Annotated in this window: 16 protein-coding genes and 1 riboswitch; of the genes, 3 read left to right on the forward strand and 13 right to left on the reverse strand. The window is 36.8% G+C overall.

Going from position 1 to position 15,901, the window contains the following annotated elements; translation table 11 throughout:
• Window positions 1-404: 404 nt before the first annotated feature.
• The 9 genes from Q5O73_RS06725 to Q5O73_RS06765 form a co-directional block, all read right to left on the reverse strand.
• Complete coding sequence (locus Q5O73_RS06725; RefSeq protein ID WP_302669319.1) at window positions 405-1,856, reverse strand: aminoacyl-histidine dipeptidase; 1,452 nt, start codon at window positions 1,854-1,856, stop codon at window positions 405-407.
• Window positions 1,853-2,200 (reverse strand): PqqD family protein, encoded by a 348-nt coding sequence (locus tag Q5O73_RS06730; RefSeq protein WP_021951888.1) that lies wholly within the window; start codon window positions 2,198-2,200, stop codon window positions 1,853-1,855. Before Q5O73_RS06730 ends, Q5O73_RS06725 begins: the two co-directional genes overlap by 4 nt.
• Window positions 2,201-2,235: 35 nt before the next feature.
• A complete protein-coding gene (locus tag Q5O73_RS06735; protein WP_302669320.1) occupies window positions 2,236-4,134 on the reverse strand; it encodes an OPT family oligopeptide transporter in 1,899 nt (632 codons plus the stop codon).
• A gap of 28 nt (window positions 4,135-4,162) precedes the next feature.
• Window positions 4,163-5,299, reverse strand: a complete 1,137-nt coding sequence (locus tag Q5O73_RS06740) for a nucleotidyltransferase family protein (RefSeq protein WP_302669321.1) — start codon at window positions 5,297-5,299, stop codon at window positions 4,163-4,165.
• Window positions 5,300-5,316: 17 nt separating this feature from the next.
• The gene (locus Q5O73_RS06745) at window positions 5,317-6,066 is read right to left on the reverse strand and encodes a zinc ribbon domain-containing protein (RefSeq protein ID WP_158576877.1); all 750 of its coding nucleotides are present in this window, start codon (window positions 6,064-6,066) and stop codon (window positions 5,317-5,319) included.
• Window positions 6,067-6,212: 146 nt separating this feature from the next.
• A complete protein-coding gene (locus tag Q5O73_RS06750) occupies window positions 6,213-6,716 on the reverse strand; it encodes a CarD family transcriptional regulator (RefSeq protein WP_021951892.1) in 504 nt (167 codons plus the stop codon).
• A 175-nt stretch (window positions 6,717-6,891) separates the two neighbouring features.
• Window positions 6,892-7,896 carry a DegV family protein gene (locus Q5O73_RS06755; RefSeq protein ID WP_368076748.1) on the reverse strand — a complete coding sequence of 335 codons (1,005 nt, stop codon included), beginning with the start codon at window positions 7,894-7,896 and terminating at the stop codon, window positions 6,892-6,894.
• 11 nt (window positions 7,897-7,907) lie between these two features.
• Window positions 7,908-8,831 carry a homoserine O-succinyltransferase gene (gene metA, locus Q5O73_RS06760; protein WP_021951894.1) on the reverse strand — a complete coding sequence of 308 codons (924 nt, stop codon included), beginning with the start codon at window positions 8,829-8,831 and terminating at the stop codon, window positions 7,908-7,910.
• 54 nt (window positions 8,832-8,885) lie between these two features.
• The gene (locus Q5O73_RS06765; protein ID WP_186840628.1) at window positions 8,886-9,359 is read right to left on the reverse strand and encodes a CinA family protein; all 474 of its coding nucleotides are present in this window, start codon (window positions 9,357-9,359) and stop codon (window positions 8,886-8,888) included.
• Between the two features lie 182 nt (window positions 9,360-9,541).
• Here Q5O73_RS06765 and Q5O73_RS06770 point away from each other — a divergent pair, with 182 nt between their 5' ends.
• Window positions 9,542-10,438 (forward strand): CorA family divalent cation transporter, encoded by an 897-nt coding sequence (locus tag Q5O73_RS06770; protein ID WP_302669322.1) that lies wholly within the window; start codon window positions 9,542-9,544, stop codon window positions 10,436-10,438.
• 1 nt (window position 10,439) lies between these two features.
• On the opposite strand, the gene Q5O73_RS06775 is transcribed toward Q5O73_RS06770, so the two are convergent.
• The 4 genes from Q5O73_RS06775 to Q5O73_RS06790 are packed head-to-tail and all read right to left on the reverse strand — an operon-like array spanning window position 10,440 to window position 13,678.
• Window positions 10,440-11,273: a phosphatidylserine decarboxylase gene (locus Q5O73_RS06775; RefSeq protein WP_186840627.1), complete on the reverse strand. Its 834-nt coding sequence runs from the start codon at window positions 11,271-11,273 to the stop codon at window positions 10,440-10,442.
• Between the two features lie 6 nt (window positions 11,274-11,279).
• Window positions 11,280-11,981, reverse strand: a complete 702-nt coding sequence (locus Q5O73_RS06780; RefSeq protein WP_302669323.1) for a phosphatidylcholine/phosphatidylserine synthase — start codon at window positions 11,979-11,981, stop codon at window positions 11,280-11,282.
• Entirely contained in the window at window positions 11,975-13,021 is a 1,047-nt protein-coding gene (locus tag Q5O73_RS06785) for a lysylphosphatidylglycerol synthase transmembrane domain-containing protein (RefSeq protein WP_302669324.1), read from the reverse strand. The genes Q5O73_RS06780 and Q5O73_RS06785 overlap by 7 nt, the downstream gene beginning before the upstream one ends.
• 9 nt (window positions 13,022-13,030) lie before the next feature.
• Window positions 13,031-13,678 (reverse strand): phosphatase PAP2 family protein, encoded by a 648-nt coding sequence (locus Q5O73_RS06790; RefSeq protein WP_302624396.1) that lies wholly within the window; start codon window positions 13,676-13,678, stop codon window positions 13,031-13,033.
• 182 nt (window positions 13,679-13,860) lie between these two features.
• Window positions 13,861-13,941: riboswitch (ZMP/ZTP riboswitch) on the forward strand.
• A gap of 53 nt (window positions 13,942-13,994) precedes the next feature.
• On the opposite strand from Q5O73_RS06790, the gene Q5O73_RS06795 reads away from it, so the two are divergent.
• Together Q5O73_RS06795 and Q5O73_RS06800 are read left to right on the forward strand one after the other, a co-directional pair.
• The gene (locus Q5O73_RS06795; protein ID WP_118589660.1) at window positions 13,995-14,708 is read left to right on the forward strand and encodes an IMP cyclohydrolase; all 714 of its coding nucleotides are present in this window, start codon (window positions 13,995-13,997) and stop codon (window positions 14,706-14,708) included.
• Window positions 14,709-14,774: 66 nt separating this feature from the next.
• Window positions 14,775-15,901 (forward strand): phosphoribosylaminoimidazolecarboxamide formyltransferase (locus tag Q5O73_RS06800; RefSeq protein WP_302669325.1); only part of this gene is annotated, 1,127 nt, incomplete at its 3' end.

Below are 15,901 nucleotides of genomic sequence, written 5' to 3' on the forward strand. Positions count from 1 at the left end.
GACCAGAGGTTTGCTTACAGCTTCCTTCAGATTCCATCTCACGATGGACACCCTTGCTGTTCAGCTATACACTTCCCACTATCTGGGCGTGTTCGGGACTTTCACCCGTTAGAGCGCGCCCATGGCGCGCAAACTATAAAAAAGAACTCACACGAGTTCCTTTTTGTACATAAACCGCTTCATTATATTTGACAATGAATTAATTTACCTCAATATACACTTTTTCAATTTCACTATTTTTCAAACAATCCATGCAAATATTCTACAAGTTCACCGTCGCTTTTAACCTTAATATCAGCCCCAAATGCTGAAATATCTCCGTACATACCGACTAGGTAGTAGGGTATTTTTCAGATAACAATTCTAAGTATTTTTTATAATTTTCTTCCATATCAAAACTCTCTCTATTTTAACATTTCCAGTATTTTTACCAGTAGCTCCCATGTTCTTTTTGTTGAAGAAATGCTTAATTTCTCATCTGTTGTGTGAATATCCTTCATATCCGGTCCAAAGGATATGGCATCCAAATCATCTATTTTGGAGGCAAAAAGTCCACACTCAAGACCTGCGTGGATTCCCTCTACCACCGGCTCTTTTCCACCATAAACTTCCCTGTATGCCTTTACAGCTGTATCCCTTAACACTGAATCAGCCCTGTACTCCCAGCCGGGATAAACACCTTCACACTGAAGACTTCCGCCAAATATTTCCGTAAGGCTTTTAAGTTTCTGTATAAGATAATTTTTCTCACTATCCTTAGAACTTCTTACGGAATAGGACATTCTTACTTCTTTATCCGTAGTTCTTAAAATTCCAAAATTAAGGGAAGTCTGAACCATATCCTTAATTTCAGGATTCATTCTTCCAACTCCGTTTGGAAGGTTTGCCAAAAGAATAACTGTTGCCAATGTGGATGGCCCTGACATTGCCTCCACTAACTGACTATCCATAACATTAAGGGTAATTTTCATAGCCGGGTCAGTTACCTTGTATTCATCTTTTACTTCATCAAATACCTTATTAATAATTTCCTTAGCCCTGTCTACACATTCCGGTAAAACTGCAATTGCCGCCTCGCTTAAATTGGCAATGGCATTATCCTTTTCGCCACCGTTTACCCCAATAATACGCATATCAATATTCTCAAACACATTTAAAAGAATCCTTCCTAAAACACAGTTGGAATTAGCTCTTTCCTTGTGTATCTCGGCTCCTGAATGTCCTCCCGTAAAGCCATCTAATCTCATTTCTATAATTTTGGCATTTATCATATCTTTATTATACGGGAGAATACATGTAGCAGTAGCTCCACCTGCACAACTTACTGTAAATATTCCTTCATCCTCCGAATCCACATTTAAAAGAAGTTTTCCCTTTAAATCAGAAACGTCAATAGCTGCCGCACCTAACATTCCCACCTCTTCATCTACCGTAAATACAGCTTCAATAGGGGGATGTGCTATTTCACTACTATCTAAAATAGCAAGGGCATAGGCTACGGCAATGCCATCATCTCCTCCAAGGGAGGTTTTATCTGCCGTTATCCAGTCACCTTCAATTTCAAGGTCCAGACCCTCTTTTTCCATGTCCTTTTTACTGTCAGCAGTTTTTACCGCCACCATATCTATATGTCCCTGAATTATTACAGGCTTAGAGTTTTCATATCCCTTTGATGCCTCCTTCCACACAATAATATTGTGCATATCATCCTGTCTGTATTTCAAATTATGGCTTTTGGCAAAGTCTGCAATGTAATTGCTTATTGCCTCTACATTTCCCGAACCATGGGGAATTCTTGTAATATCCTCAAAATATTCAAATACCTTCTTTGGCTCTAAATTCTCTAAAACTCTCATTTGTCTTCCTCCATAAATACTATAAATTTCTTCTTTTCCAGTATATTAAAAAACATGCTTAACCTTTCATATAACATTTCTCCGGCTTTGCTATGTTCTTTCTTTAACCTTGCGCCAATTTCATATATATTTCTTTTTCCGTCTATTTGCCGCCACACATAACTTCCATAGGAATCTAATTGGACGTAGCTAAATCTGGGCTTTTTTAACAGCCTCCGGGCTACTACATTGTAAAATCCCTTATTTTCCACAATTATCTCCACCAGATTATCCTTTGTTATCTTCCATTGTATATTTATTCCGGGTATAAAATCAACATAATTTAATTTTTGTTTTTTCACCATTTATATTCTCCCCCTGTGAAAATTCTATTTTTCCTTTATTCCGTCTTATCCCTGCCTTTCACACAAAAGCCTATAATTGAAATAATAAAAAATGTAAAAACAATCAATGCCACACATTTTCCCACAGAATAAAATTCTCCACCATAAATACCTGATAAATCAATTGCTTTATCTATTCCAAAAACCGCTAAAACTGCCAGAAATATTCCTACAAGTCCTTCTCCTGCAATCATTCCCGCAGAATATAACACTCCCTTATCCACGGAATCCTTCTGCTGCTTTTCACTATTATATTTAAATTTATTCTCCACAATCCATCTGGTAATTCCACCTATCATAATAGGAGTGCTAAGATAAATAGGCAGATACAGACCTATGGCAAATGCCAGCACCGGTATATTAAGGATTTCAGCCACCACTGCAACAAAAACACCTACGAAAATAAGAGTCCAGGGAAGGGTTCCCCCCATAACTCCCTCAATAACCATTTTCATTAAAGATGCTTGTGGCGCTGCTAACTGCTCTGAACCAAACCCACCCCAGGAATTACTTAAAAGATACATTACTCCTCCAATTGACAACGCAGAAACCAGAGTTCCTATCATTTCACCGATTTGCTGTTTTTTAGGAGTTGCCCCTACTATATATCCTGTTTTCAAATCCTGGGAAGTATCTCCTGCCATTGCCGCCACAATACATATTACCGTTCCTATGGATATGGCTGCTATCATCCCCTTTGCTCCTGTAGTTCCTGTGGATTTAAGCACAAAGGTTGTAATAATAAGGGTTGCAATAGCCATTCCCGATACAGGATTATTGCTGCTTCCCACTAATCCTACCATTCTGGAAGATACAGTGGCAAAGAAAAATCCAAATATAATAATTAATATGGCACCTAGAGGATTTATGGTAATTCCCGGAATAAAGCACATGGCAACTGCTATAACGAAAATCCCCGTTAAAATAAACCACATTGGTAAATCTCTTGCTGTTCTATCTCCCCCGGATACATTTTTGCCAAAACCTTTTATGGCATGCCTGAAGGTTTTTACCATGGTGGGAAATGTTTTAATCAGACTTATAATGCCTCCTGCTGCCACTGCTCCGGCTCCTATATACCTTACATAGCCTCCCCAGATATTTCCCACAATGTCTGAGGCATTTGCCCCGGTAACCACACTGTCTCCTCCGAAAAATGCAATGGCAGGAATAAGCACCAGATATGACAGCACTCCTCCTGCAAACATATATCTGGCAATTTTTATACCACATATATATCCTACACCTGCTAATGCCGGTAACACATCAACACCTATTCCACAGGTATAGTTTTTACTAAAAGAATACTCCACCTGACTGGGAAAAAGCCTGAGTCCGTCTGCCACAAATTTGTATATGGCAGAAATTCCCAGCCCTGAAAAAACCACCTTTGACTTACTTCCTCCTTCTTCTCCTGCCAACAGCACCTCAGAACATGCCATTCCTTCAGGATATGGCAATCTTTCGTGTTCTTCCACTATTAAAGCAGTTCTAAGAGGAACCATAAAGAATACCCCCAACAAACCTCCGCAAAGGGCAATTACTGCAATAAGCCAGAAGGAAGGCTTTTCACACAAACCCTCATTTGCCCACATAAAAATTGCCGGCATGGTAAAAATAGCCCCTGCGGCTAATGATTCACCTGCCGACCCAATTGTCTGCACCATATTATTTTCTAAAATGGAATCTTTTTTAAGAATTACACGGAGAACTCCCATGGATATTACTGCTGCCGGAATAGAGGCAGAAACAGTCATTCCCACACGAAGTCCTAAATAAGCATTTGCAGCGCCAAAAATAACCGCCATAAGAATGCCTAAAACTACTGATGCCACAGTAAATTCAGGCACAACCTTATTTGCGGGAATAAATGGCTTAAACTCTTTTTTACTCATGTCTTTCACCTCATTGAATACGTCCTGTTTATTTTTTATCCCTTAAACTATTTATCTCCATTTTGATTTTATTTCTTCTAAACAAAACAGCCTTTATCAATCTGTGTACCCAGCAAAACGGCAACAGCCATCCATGTTTCTTAAGAGACGGATATATATTTTCCATCCTTTCCCTTTCCATAAACATTCTTCGGAAAAACAGGCCTTTTTTAGTTTTTATGCCTTGTTTTCTATACTGTTCAAAACGCCACTTCTGGTATTGCTCAAAGGTACCAAAGGCACCACTGTTTATTATGTACTCAGCTGACTGTTCTAATTCATCATTTAATAAACCATCTTCAAACCATGCCTTTGCAAGATTTTTACACATAGCCTCAAATTCAACATAATTCATTTTAACAAGAAGCTTATTAATGTAATCAAAATCCATGGTAGCACCATAATTTTTCATTAGGTAATACTGGTCTATAATGGATCTTATACCGCTTCCACCCATGGAATAATGCTTCTCAAAATGAAGAAGATGAAACAAATAAAAATCCTCCGGTGTCATATGCATAAGATGGGGATTATCTTCATCTTTTACAAGCCTGTCCCATATATCATCAGTATGCCAGTGATTTTCCTCAGTAGTTGGAAGAAGTCTTCTGTGAACCTCCACCTCCATATAAGGTGGCTTAATATACACGTCGTGGCTGGCTTCAAGGCCTACCCCTTCACCATCTTCATATCCTAATTCATGTAACAGTTTTCCCATTTCCTTCATGGTACTTTCATCAGATAAAACCAGATAATCCAAATCACCCATCTGCCTAAATTCCGGATTTGGATATATGTTTTTAAGCACAGACCCCTTAAGAGGTAAAATATCTATCCCCCTTGCAGATGCCTCATTTATAATGGTTTCTCCTTCTCCTGTCTGTACCATATTTACAATCTGATTTTTTTCATGCTGCTTTTCCCACTTTAAAGCCTCCCTACCTTCAGGCTTTCCCGTAAGTTTTGATATGGCATGAAAAACCATTTCATCCACCTTGTGAAACAGGGCGAGACTGTATATGTCATCCCAGTCTACACCCTCCGGTTTCTCTTTAGGTGAATCTTCATTTATTACAGACCTTAATAATTCAATTAAATAATCACTTGTTTTTTTATTAAATCTCATTCTATTTTCCTAAATAATTATTCTCCTGCATTATCCTGATTATCGTCAGGTGCCGCTGTAACAGGCTCTGTAGGTGCCTCCGTAACAGGTTCTGCCTTAGTAGGAGCTTCTGTAGGTTGTACCGCCGGCTTAGTTGGTCTTGGTTTCTTAGTTACCACAGGTGGCTCTGTTGCAGGTTCTGTTTCCGGCTCTGTTTCCGGCTCTGTTTCATTCTGCTGTGGCTCCTGGGTTGCCTCTGCTGTTTCTTCCGTAACTGATTCCTCTACAGTTGTAGCTGTTTCCTTAGCACTTGTAGTTTCCTTTTTATCGTTGTTTTTGCCACCTAATGTAAGGGAAAGTGCAACAGCTACAATTACTATTACCAGTATAATTGACGCTGAAACAGCAATGGCTATAATATTCATCTTTTTATTTTTGTTGGCAATTGCCTCATTTTCTTTGGCAACATCTCCGTAATAGCCGTCCTCATCATCCTCATATTCTAACTCCCCATCATCTTCATCATCTTCGGCAAACTCAAATTCATCATCACCTAAATCTTCCGGAAAATCAAATTGGTCATCTTCCACATATTCAACTTCCTTTGGAATATCCTCTGATATATCATCAAGGCTTTTTCCCTGACTGTTTAATTCATCCTGAATATTTGGGATAACTTTCGTTTCATCTGTATTACTTGCAAAATCAGCTTTTTCAACCTCTGCTCCACAGTAAGGGCAGAAATTTTCATTAGGCTGAACATATTTTCCACATTTCTTACAAAACATATTTTCTCCTCCACACATAATATGTATTGCCCCTTGGGGCTTTTCTATAGTTGGTATTATAATTCATCTACAATATTCTTGGCAAGCAAAATCGAGTAAGATTACTCCTACTCGATTCTAATGTAAATTATTCACTTATAATATGCTTACGCCACATCAATGTGTTCTCTTATGTATTCCTCTACCTGATTTCTGTCTATACCAAGGGCAATTGAAAACTCATCATGAAGATTTCTCTTTGCTTCCTTTAAGTATCGGTCATCTACATAGGTTATACGCTTTCCCTGTGCCATTCTCTTGGAATTTCTGGCATGTAATGTTTTTATTATACAAATAAGCTTCTCACAGTCACAGGAACTGATTGCCTCTTTGTATTTTTCCTCACGCTGCCTGTCATTTTCAATCCACATAGGCTCAATGTCTTTTATCTCGGAAACAATATTCTCTGCCTCCTGTCTGGTTAATACCGGGCGCATAACTATTTTATTTCCATCCACAGGATAAAAAATTCTGCTATCTTCTGACTTCATTGGAATTAAAGTATAATATAGCTGGTTTTTATCTGCTCCGGAAATATCAATATGGGTAATATCAACCACCTTGCACACTCCGTTTCTTCCGTGAACAACATAGTCACCAATTTTAAACACTCTAAACACCTCTTTTACTTATCTCTTAGTTTTATTTATACCCAATCTAACATTTTCTAATCAATTTTTTCCCTAATATAAGTATACTACTTTTTATAGTTAAATGTCATAGGCAGAATAAACAAAAATATTTTGGTGTTTATTGTTGAAACCGTCAATTTTATGTGACATATCCTTAGAAGTCTTCTTCCTCCTGTTCTTCCTCGCCACTGTCACGCTTTTCCTTTTCTACTAAATGTCTGATGTAAGCATCTTCTGCAGCCTTTTCATGGTCTTCCATTATGCCGTTTTTATTAGCATCAAACTCTTTATCATATGGACCATGCTTCTCTCCTGCGGCAATAAACAAAACTCCCAATGTTCCCGGTCCGCAGTGGCTGGATATTACACCTCCTGCATTAGTAACATATATATTTTTGAAATGATGAAGGTCTTTTAAATACTTCTTTACAATGTTTACAACTTCATCATCACATCCTGAATGGGTAATAAATACCCTGTCCTTTTTGGCATGAAGTAAGGCATTTTCCAAATCCTTTACATACTGAACAATTACCTTATCAATTTTTCCACGATATTTTTTGTCAGCTAACATTTTTCCGTTTTCAACTACAATTCTTGGCTTTAACTTAAGAACTCCTCCAACTAAAGCCGCTGTAGAAGAACAACGTCCTCCTCTGTGAAGATATTTAAGCGTATCTACCACAAAGCTTGCCCTTACATAAGGCTTATAGGCTTCAATTATTTCCACAATATCCTGAGGACTTTTGTCTTTTTGTGCCATAACTGCTGCCTCAATAACTAAAAGACCAATTCCCGTGGAAAGACTTTCTGAATTAATAACATACACATGATCACTGTAATCTAAATTATCTGCCGCCATTCTCATAACATTAGCTGATGTTGACATATCTTCTGATATGGCAAACATAATAATGTCATCACCCTGCTTCTGATATTTTTCAATTATATTCATGGCATCCTCAATAGAAGGTGCCGCTGTCTTTGGTGTAGTGCGGTTTTCATCAGACCATCTGTATATCTCCTGAGGAGTTATTTCAAGCTTGTCCTTATATTCCTTATCTCCCATGTGAATATACAATGGAAGAATATCTATATCATATTTTTTTATTAATTCATCTGATAAATCGCAGGTGCTGTCTGCTATAATTTTAATCATAATATTTCTCCCTATTCGTTTTCTACATCATTAATATCATACGGCGTAGTCTGGTATACGTAGTAGTTAATCCAGTTAGTCCACAACAACTGACCTGCTGAGCGCCAGTTTACCACCGGTTCCTTTGTAGGATCATCATCCGGAAAGTAATTTACCGGAAGCTGAGGGTTCATGCCTTTTTCAGTATCTCTCTCATATTCAAGCTTAAGAGTGTCTGCATCATATTCCGTATGACATAAAACATAAAACTGTCTGCTGTCTTTTGATTTGACTATTGCCACCCCTGCCTCATCTGACTCTGCCATTAATTCCAGTGCCGGCTCCGCCAAAATCTGCTCTCTTGTAACTTCTGTTGCCCTGGAATGAGGTGCATAAAACTCATCGTCAAAGCCTCTGAACAAAGGAGATTTCTTCTTTAAAATTTTATGTTTATAAATTCCTGAAAGCTTTGGAACACGGTCTCTTTTTCTTATGCCATAGTGATAATAAAGTCCTGCAAAAGCACCCCAGCATAAATAGAAAGTACAATGTACATGCTTTTTGGACCACTCCATAATTTCACATATTTCATCCCAGTATTCCACATCCTCATAATCCACAAAATCAAGAGGTGCTCCTGTTATTATTAATCCGTCAAAATACTTGTTTGAAACCTCGTCAAAGGTCTTATAAAATTCATCTAAATGGCTTTTGTCTGTATGCTTTGAACGGTATGTTGCCGTCTGTAGAAATTCTACCTCTATCTGAAGAGGTGTATTAGATAATTTTCTTAAAATCTGTGTCTCAGTAACGATTTTGGTAGGCATCAGATTTAAAACAAGAACTTTAAGAGGTCTGATATCCTGGGTCATGGCTCTTGTTTCCGTCATTACAAATATATTCTCTTTCTCTAAAATATCCCTTGCCGGGAGACTCTGTTTTACTTTAATTGGCATATCTTAATCCCACCTTCCATTAATCATCGTAAAGAAAATTTTAACACATAACCTTTATTTCTTCAATTCATTTATCAGCACATCCATTACATGCTCCACACTCATATCCCTGACTATATTTCGCCCCCTGTCAGGAAATACTACCGTTTCCGTCCAAAGTCTTCCCTCCATAAAATATCCAAAGCATACCGTACCTACAGGCTTTTCCTTTGTCCCCCCTGTAGGGCCTGCTATTCCGGATATTCCTACGGCAACCTGTGCTCCATTTGCCTTAGCTGTGCCCTTAGCCATTTCTCCTGCGGTTTCTTCACTTACTGCACCGTATTTTTCAAGGGTTTCCGGCAAAACCCCGGCATATTTTATTTTCGCCTCATTTGCATAGGTTACAAAACTTGCATTTAAAACTTTTGACGCATCAGCCACATCCACGATTGCTGCTGCCATTTTTCCACCTGTACAGCTTTCCGCAAAAGATATTGTATATTTTTTATTAATTAACAACTTTACCAGTTCTTCTTTTTTGTCCATAATTCCTCCTTATAATTGTAGTGCCCCCTCCCTTCGGTCGGCGGCATTTCGTCGGAAACATCTTTAGAAAATGAACTTCGTTCATTTTGTTTCCTCCTCTAATTATAACGCACTTTTTATGATTAAAACATCTTTTTCTACACAATATATATAACGTATATTTTGCAAAGTAGGGAGCTTATATGTTTTACGATATAAACAACAATTTAGAAAATTCTGAAATACCAACAGACAATTTTATGGCAGTTATTCCATTAGATTTGGCAACTCATTATGATATTATTAATAATTATGTTCCAAGAATACCCATGATTTTTTCCGATTTTCATTTTTCAAAAATTGAAATATTCTCAGATTTTTTATACGGATATATCAACATTCCTGATATTTTAATGGCTCCTCCCTGCCTTATACGGTTTATTTATACCCCAAGCTATATTATTTTCATTGACAAAAATAATTATCTTAAGGATATGGTTGATGATATTATAGCTGCAAACTGTGAAAAAATGATATCTCCGGGGGCCTGTCTTTTTTTTGTTCTTGATTTTGTTATGTCAAAGGATTTAGAAAAAATCAATTCCCTGCAACAAAATCTTATTCAGTTAGAGCTTAGCATTTTTAATGATAAAATGAACACCTTAATAAGAGATATTACAACCTATCGTAGTAAAACCCTGCGGTTACACCACTATTACATTCAAATTGAAGGTATATGCGGGTGCTTGGCCGATGATACAAAGGGACTGATTGATGAAGATTCCAAACAGCTTTTTTCTGTGTTAGAAAAAAAAGTGTCCCTGTTTAGTCACGAATCCGAACAAATCTGGGAATACACTTCCCAAATCCGGGATGTTTACCAGCAACAGCTTGATGTTCACCAGAATCTTATTATGAAGTTTCTCACTGTTGTAACTACTATTTTTATGCCTCTTACCCTTATTACAGGATGGTACGGTATGAATTTTGAGGCAATGCCTGAGCTTAAGTGGGCATACGGCTACCCGGGACTTTTTGCCTTTAGTACCTTGCTTGTTATAGTTCTCTGTGTTGTTTTTAAGAAAAAGAAATGGTGGTAGATTATGCTCTGCCACCAATTTTGCTTCCATATTTAACTATTACTTCCCTGTCATTTTCAGTTTCTTCAAAATACTTTTCAGGTATGGATACCGTGTCCTTTTCAAATAAAAGCACTATAGTGGAACCGCCGTACAGAAACATTCCCTTTTCCGTTCCCTTAATTACACTGCCTGACTTTGAGTGATTTTTGATTTTGCCTATCATAAGGGCTCCAACTTCAATTTGAGCTACCCTTCCAAAATTCTTAGTTTTTATTATGGTATACTCCCTGCTGTTTTGCACAAAAACCGGATATCTGTTTACCGCTATAGGTCTTACGGTGTGAAGCTTTCCCCTGATATATTTGTTTTCAAGAATAACTCCGTCATCTATATTTCCATATCTGTGGTAATCATCCACACATAATCTTAGTATAAGACATATTCCGCCATTATAATCCACTGCTGCCTTGCTACCCTGCAATAAGTCCTGAATACTATATCTGCTTTTTTTAATATAAAATCGGGAATTACTGTCTATGTGATATGCCGAAAGTCTTCCGTCACATGGTGAAATAAGGGCATCCTCATCCTTACACACCGGTCTCTTCTCCGGCAATATCTTTCTTGTAAAAAATTCATTAAAAGATTTATACTTCACCTTCTCATACTGGCTCATATCTATATTATTATTCTTTATAAATCCCTTAATGTGTATGGTGGATAATTTTGAATCCATATAAGCCCCGCCAATTTTTGAAATGGTGGGGCTTGTAATTACTTTAAGTACTGCTCTTCCCGGAACAGTGTTATATAAAAATTTTAAAATTCCTGAACTTTCTTTTATATTATCCATAACTATCTATTTGCACAAAAACTTTAATAAAATAACTGCAATAAATTCAACAGCACCAATACCTACTAAAAAGTATATCATCATTGTTCCCGGTTTCTTTAATTTAAACTTAAGAACAAAAAGAACTGCAACTATAAGTAACAAGATATAATAAACAAATGATATGTTTACATGACTAAGATAAAGAATATGTCTTGCCAGTAAAAATGTAGGGAAAATAAGTGCTGTGGATGTAACAGGCAAGCCGTAGTAATGCTTCTTATCTCCTAATCCCTCTCCCTGGGTTTCCTCAACTGTTATGTTAAAATATGCCAGTCTTACCAGTGCTGCTAAAACAAATATGGCACTTACTGCAATAATAACCGCAAGGGGAACACATGCAAGTACACTTTTGTGATGGCTTAAAGCTTCTATATCAAACATATCTCTTTTATAGAGTGCCATTCCCACACAAACAGGCAACACACCAAATGCTACCAAATCTGATAATGAATCAATCTGTATTCCAAATTCCTTTTCCTTAGCTGTTCTGTTCTTCTTTGATCTTGCAACCCTGCCGTCAAATGTATCGCAAAGTCCGCAAAGTAATAAAAACATAACTCCTATATACGGATGTCCTGCCCCTGACAAAGATACAAGAATACCTGTAGTGGCAGATAATAGTGAACAATATGTAAGAACAACTGTATAATCCCAATAACCTAACATTTTTTCTTTTGCTTCATTCCTTTCAAACTATGTAGCACTGATGCCGCAAATGTAATTAATCCGCAGACAACTAAGCAGCAGTAAAATGAAATTCCCCTGCTAAGTAATTCAATGCTGACACTATCATTTATTATTTTACCAAATCCATCAATAAAAAGATAGTCCGCAGCTCCAACTGCACCCGGAATAGGAACACTGTTTGAGCCTAAAACTACAAATCCCTGAGCGATAAATGCATTGTAGATATTATGAGCACTTCCCCCTACAGCGATAAACACACACACAGATACCATTATAAGTGACAGTCTCTGCATGAAATTATATATAAGTGCAATCAAAATATTTTTTAATTTACCTTTTATGGCTGCTGCACATTCTTTGTACTGCATTTCCACCTCTATGAGATGCTCCTGCTTTTTCTCAATGTTGTGCATAAGATGTAATTTACTTAAAAGTCTCATAAAGAAATTTGCAGTTTTCATTATTATTTTCTCTTTGTAAACAAGTAAAATAAACACTGCAATAAGTACAAACTGAAACACAAATCCAAATACAATCATACACTTAGACACAAAGCTAAAATGTATAAACATATAAGGTCTTGTGATGAAGCACACCATACCTATAAGAATAATTGATGTTGTATATAAAGTCAAGTTTACAAGCAATACTATGGTAGTTACCGCACCGGGAATTTTATCATTCATCATAAAATAGGCTGATGCAGGCTGACCTCCTGTAGCAGAAGGTGTTATAGCCGAAAAATAAATATCTGATGTGGAATACACAAGAGCCTTTCTAAACTTTCTTTTGTAACCAAAAGCCTTACTTAACTCCCTAACTGCCAATGCTTCAAATACAATAAATCCCAGCATACACCCAAATGCAGCCACTATCCACTGTTTTTTAGCCTTAGACACATATTGAATAAATCCCTCAAGAGTAAGGGAATCGTTGCTTTTTACAATAACATATAGCGTAATACCTATTAATGCCAGTAAAACTACCGACCAGAGAATTTTTTTCTTTGTCTCCTTCATGCCACTCCTTTATTCACTATAGCTTTTATCAAGCTTCTTATATATATTTAACCTCTTTGCTAATGCCAATCCTATCTCTACAACTAAAATGGCACCTATTATGTCTACAAACACATGCTGTTTTACCATCACTGTTGATGCAAAAACAAGAAGTGCCAAAATAAGCATAATTACCTTGTAGACTTTTCCCACCTTTTTACATCTCATTGCCCCTCTAAAGCACACCCAGCTTTCAAGACAATGTATTGACGGAAAAAGATTATCGGGACTGTCTAAAGTATATATTAAGTTAGTCATCCATTCACTTAAGGTATTTACGTCAAATTCCGGTCTGATAAGTGTTGTAGGGAAAGCCACAAAAATCACTAAGCACATAAGCTTTGCAATCTGCTCTCCAAAAAGCACTTCATAACATACTTTTTTGTTTTCTCTTCCTATCACAATAAATCCCACTACCCATATAACATAGCTTAACACGTATATCCATATCATAAATGTTGTAAAGGGGATCATGTCGTCAATAAAGCAGTTAATATTATAATGATGTAATTTAGTAGTAAAAATTCTTGTACCAAAGTACGTAATCATATTCACTACAAGAGACATTATAATGGGTATTACTGCATATGATGGTATTATTTTTTTTAATGTTTTCAAATCTTCACCTTTTAATTTCTTTTATATTTTTTGTTGCCGAAGGCAATTATAATTCATAAATCTTAAGAAACTATTAACATTCTTAATTTTTTTTCACTCTATGATATACTAATATAAAAAATAAATTTCTTCAATATATATTTTTTTGTTGAAAATCCCTAAGAAATCGTTTATTCTATTTATATCTTCCATGTGACTGGCGGATTAGTGGATTTACCACAGGGAGCATGGATTTAGTTTCGTCGACCGCCTGGGCAGCCTTCTGGTTTCCCAGACGGTTTTTATTTTATTTTTTATTTATGGAGGAAGAAAATAAATGGAAATGTTATCACTTGAAAAAGAATTAAAGGAAAATTCTTATCCGGGACGTGGAATCGTTATTGGAAAAACTCCTAATGGAAAGTTCGCAGTTACTGCATATTTCATTATGGGAAGAAGCGAAAACAGCAGAAACAGAGTTTTTGTAACAGATGGAGAAGGTATCAGAACTGAAGCTTTTGACCCTTCAAAATTAGTTGACCCAAGTCTTATTATCTACGCTCCTGTTCGTGTTCTTGGAAACAAGACTATTGTTACTAACGGAGACCAGACTGATACTATCTACGAACTTATGGACAAGCAGCAGACTTTTGAGCAGTCTCTTAGAACCCGTGAGTTTGAACCGGACGGTCCTAACTATACACCTAGAATTTCAGGTATTATGCATGTTGAAAACGGAACATATAACTACGCAATGTCTATATTAAAAAGCAACAACGGAAATCCTGATGCCTGTAACAGATATACATTTGCATACTCTAATCCTGTAAACGGCGAAGGTCATTTTATTCACACATATAAATGTGACGGAAATCCTCTTCCTTCTTTTGAGGGAGAACCTAAGTTAGTTCCTATGATGGATGATATGGATCAGTTTACTGAAATGTTATGGAACAGCTTAAATGAGGATAACAAGGTTTCATTGTTTGTAAGATATATCAATATTGAAGATGGAACTTATGAAACAAAGATTATTAACAAAAACAAATAAATTTATGTAACTCATTAACATTTTTTACTTTTTAAATAACAATTACAAAGAACAGAAAGGATTATTATGAAAGAATTAGAATTAAAATATGGATGTAACCCGAATCAGAAGCCTTCTAGAATTTTTATGGAAGAAGGCGAACTTCCTATTAAGGTTTTAAACGGAAAACCGGGATATATTAATTTCCTTGATGCCTTTAACGGATGGCAGTTAGTTAAGGAGCTTAAAAAGGCTACAGGTCTTCCTGCTGCTACTTCTTTTAAGCATGTTTCTCCTGCCGGTGCCGCAGTTGGTCTTCCTCTTAGTGATGTTGAAGCTAAGATTTACTGGGTAGACGACCTGGGTGACTTATCTCCTCTTGCTGCTGCATATGCAAGAGCAAGAGGTGCTGACAGAATGTCTTCATACGGCGATTTTATTGCCCTTTCAGATGTATGTGATGTTTCTACTGCCGCTCTTATAAAAAGAGAATTTTCAGACGGAATTATTGCTCCGGGATATGAACCTGAAGCTTTAGAATTATTAAAAGGCAAAAAACGTGGTGCCTATGCCATTATTGAAATTGACCCTGATTATGTTCCTAACCCAATTGAAAGAAAACAGGTATTTGGAATTACTTTTGAGCAGGGACGTAATGAATTAAACATTGATGATGATTTCTTTAGCAATGTTGTAACTGAAAATAAGGATATTCCTGAAAGTGCTAAAATTGACATGGCTATTTCAATGATTACTCTTAAATATACCCAGTCAAATTCAGTATGTTTCGTTAAAAACGGACAGGCTATTGGTGTAGGTGCAGGACAGCAGTCAAGAATCCACTGTGTAAGACTTGCAGGACAGAAGGCAGATAACTGGCTTCTCCGTCAGTGTCCAAAGGTTCTTAATCTTCCTTTTAAAGAGGATATGAAGCGTGCCGACAGAGATAATGCCATCGACCTTTACATTGGTGATGAATACATGGATATTTTAGCTGATGGTGAATGGCAGAGAGTGTTTACTGAAAAGCCCGATGTATTTACAAAAGAAGAGAAACAGGAATGGTTATCACAGGCTGAAGGAATTACATTAGGTTCCGATGCTTTCTTCCCATTTAGCGATAACATTGAAAGAGCTGCTAAAAGTGGTGTTAAATATGTAGCACAGCCTGGCGGTTCTATCCGTGACCAGGATGTTATTGATGCCTGCAATAA

The organism is Eubacterium sp. AF15-50, assembly GCF_934835595.1.
GTDB classification, from domain to species: domain Bacteria; phylum Bacillota; class Clostridia; order Lachnospirales; family Lachnospiraceae; genus Eubacterium_G; species Eubacterium_G segne.

What these genes read in the sequence shown, in the direction of transcription:
- Q5O73_RS06725 (WP_302669319.1), bottom strand. Translation starts at nt 1,856, where the DNA reads ATGAGAGTTTTAGAGAATTTAGAGCCAAAGAAGGTATTTGAATATTTT.
- Q5O73_RS06770 (WP_302669322.1), top strand. Translation starts at nt 9,542, where the DNA reads ATGTTTTACGATATAAACAACAATTTAGAAAATTCTGAAATACCAACA.
- Q5O73_RS06755 (WP_368076748.1), bottom strand. Translation starts at nt 7,896, where the DNA reads ATGATTAAAATTATAGCAGACAGCACCTGCGATTTATCAGATGAATTA.
- Q5O73_RS06730 (WP_021951888.1), bottom strand. Translation starts at nt 2,200, where the DNA reads ATGGTGAAAAAACAAAAATTAAATTATGTTGATTTTATACCCGGAATA.
- Q5O73_RS06765 (WP_186840628.1), bottom strand. Translation starts at nt 9,359, where the DNA reads ATGGACAAAAAAGAAGAACTGGTAAAGTTGTTAATTAATAAAAAATAT.
- Q5O73_RS06795 (WP_118589660.1), top strand. Translation starts at nt 13,995, where the DNA reads ATGGAAATGTTATCACTTGAAAAAGAATTAAAGGAAAATTCTTATCCG.
- Q5O73_RS06735 (WP_302669320.1), bottom strand. Translation starts at nt 4,134, where the DNA reads ATGAGTAAAAAAGAGTTTAAGCCATTTATTCCCGCAAATAAGGTTGTG.
- metA (WP_021951894.1), bottom strand. Translation starts at nt 8,831, where the DNA reads ATGCCAATTAAAGTAAAACAGAGTCTCCCGGCAAGGGATATTTTAGAG.
- Q5O73_RS06785 (WP_302669324.1), bottom strand. Translation starts at nt 13,021, where the DNA reads ATGAAGGAGACAAAGAAAAAAATTCTCTGGTCGGTAGTTTTACTGGCA.
- Q5O73_RS06745 (WP_158576877.1), bottom strand. Translation starts at nt 6,066, where the DNA reads ATGTTTTGTAAGAAATGTGGAAAATATGTTCAGCCTAATGAAAATTTC.
- Q5O73_RS06740 (WP_302669321.1), bottom strand. Translation starts at nt 5,299, where the DNA reads ATGAGATTTAATAAAAAAACAAGTGATTATTTAATTGAATTATTAAGG.
- Q5O73_RS06780 (WP_302669323.1), bottom strand. Translation starts at nt 11,981, where the DNA reads ATGTTAGGTTATTGGGATTATACAGTTGTTCTTACATATTGTTCACTA.
- Q5O73_RS06775 (WP_186840627.1), bottom strand. Translation starts at nt 11,273, where the DNA reads ATGGATAATATAAAAGAAAGTTCAGGAATTTTAAAATTTTTATATAAC.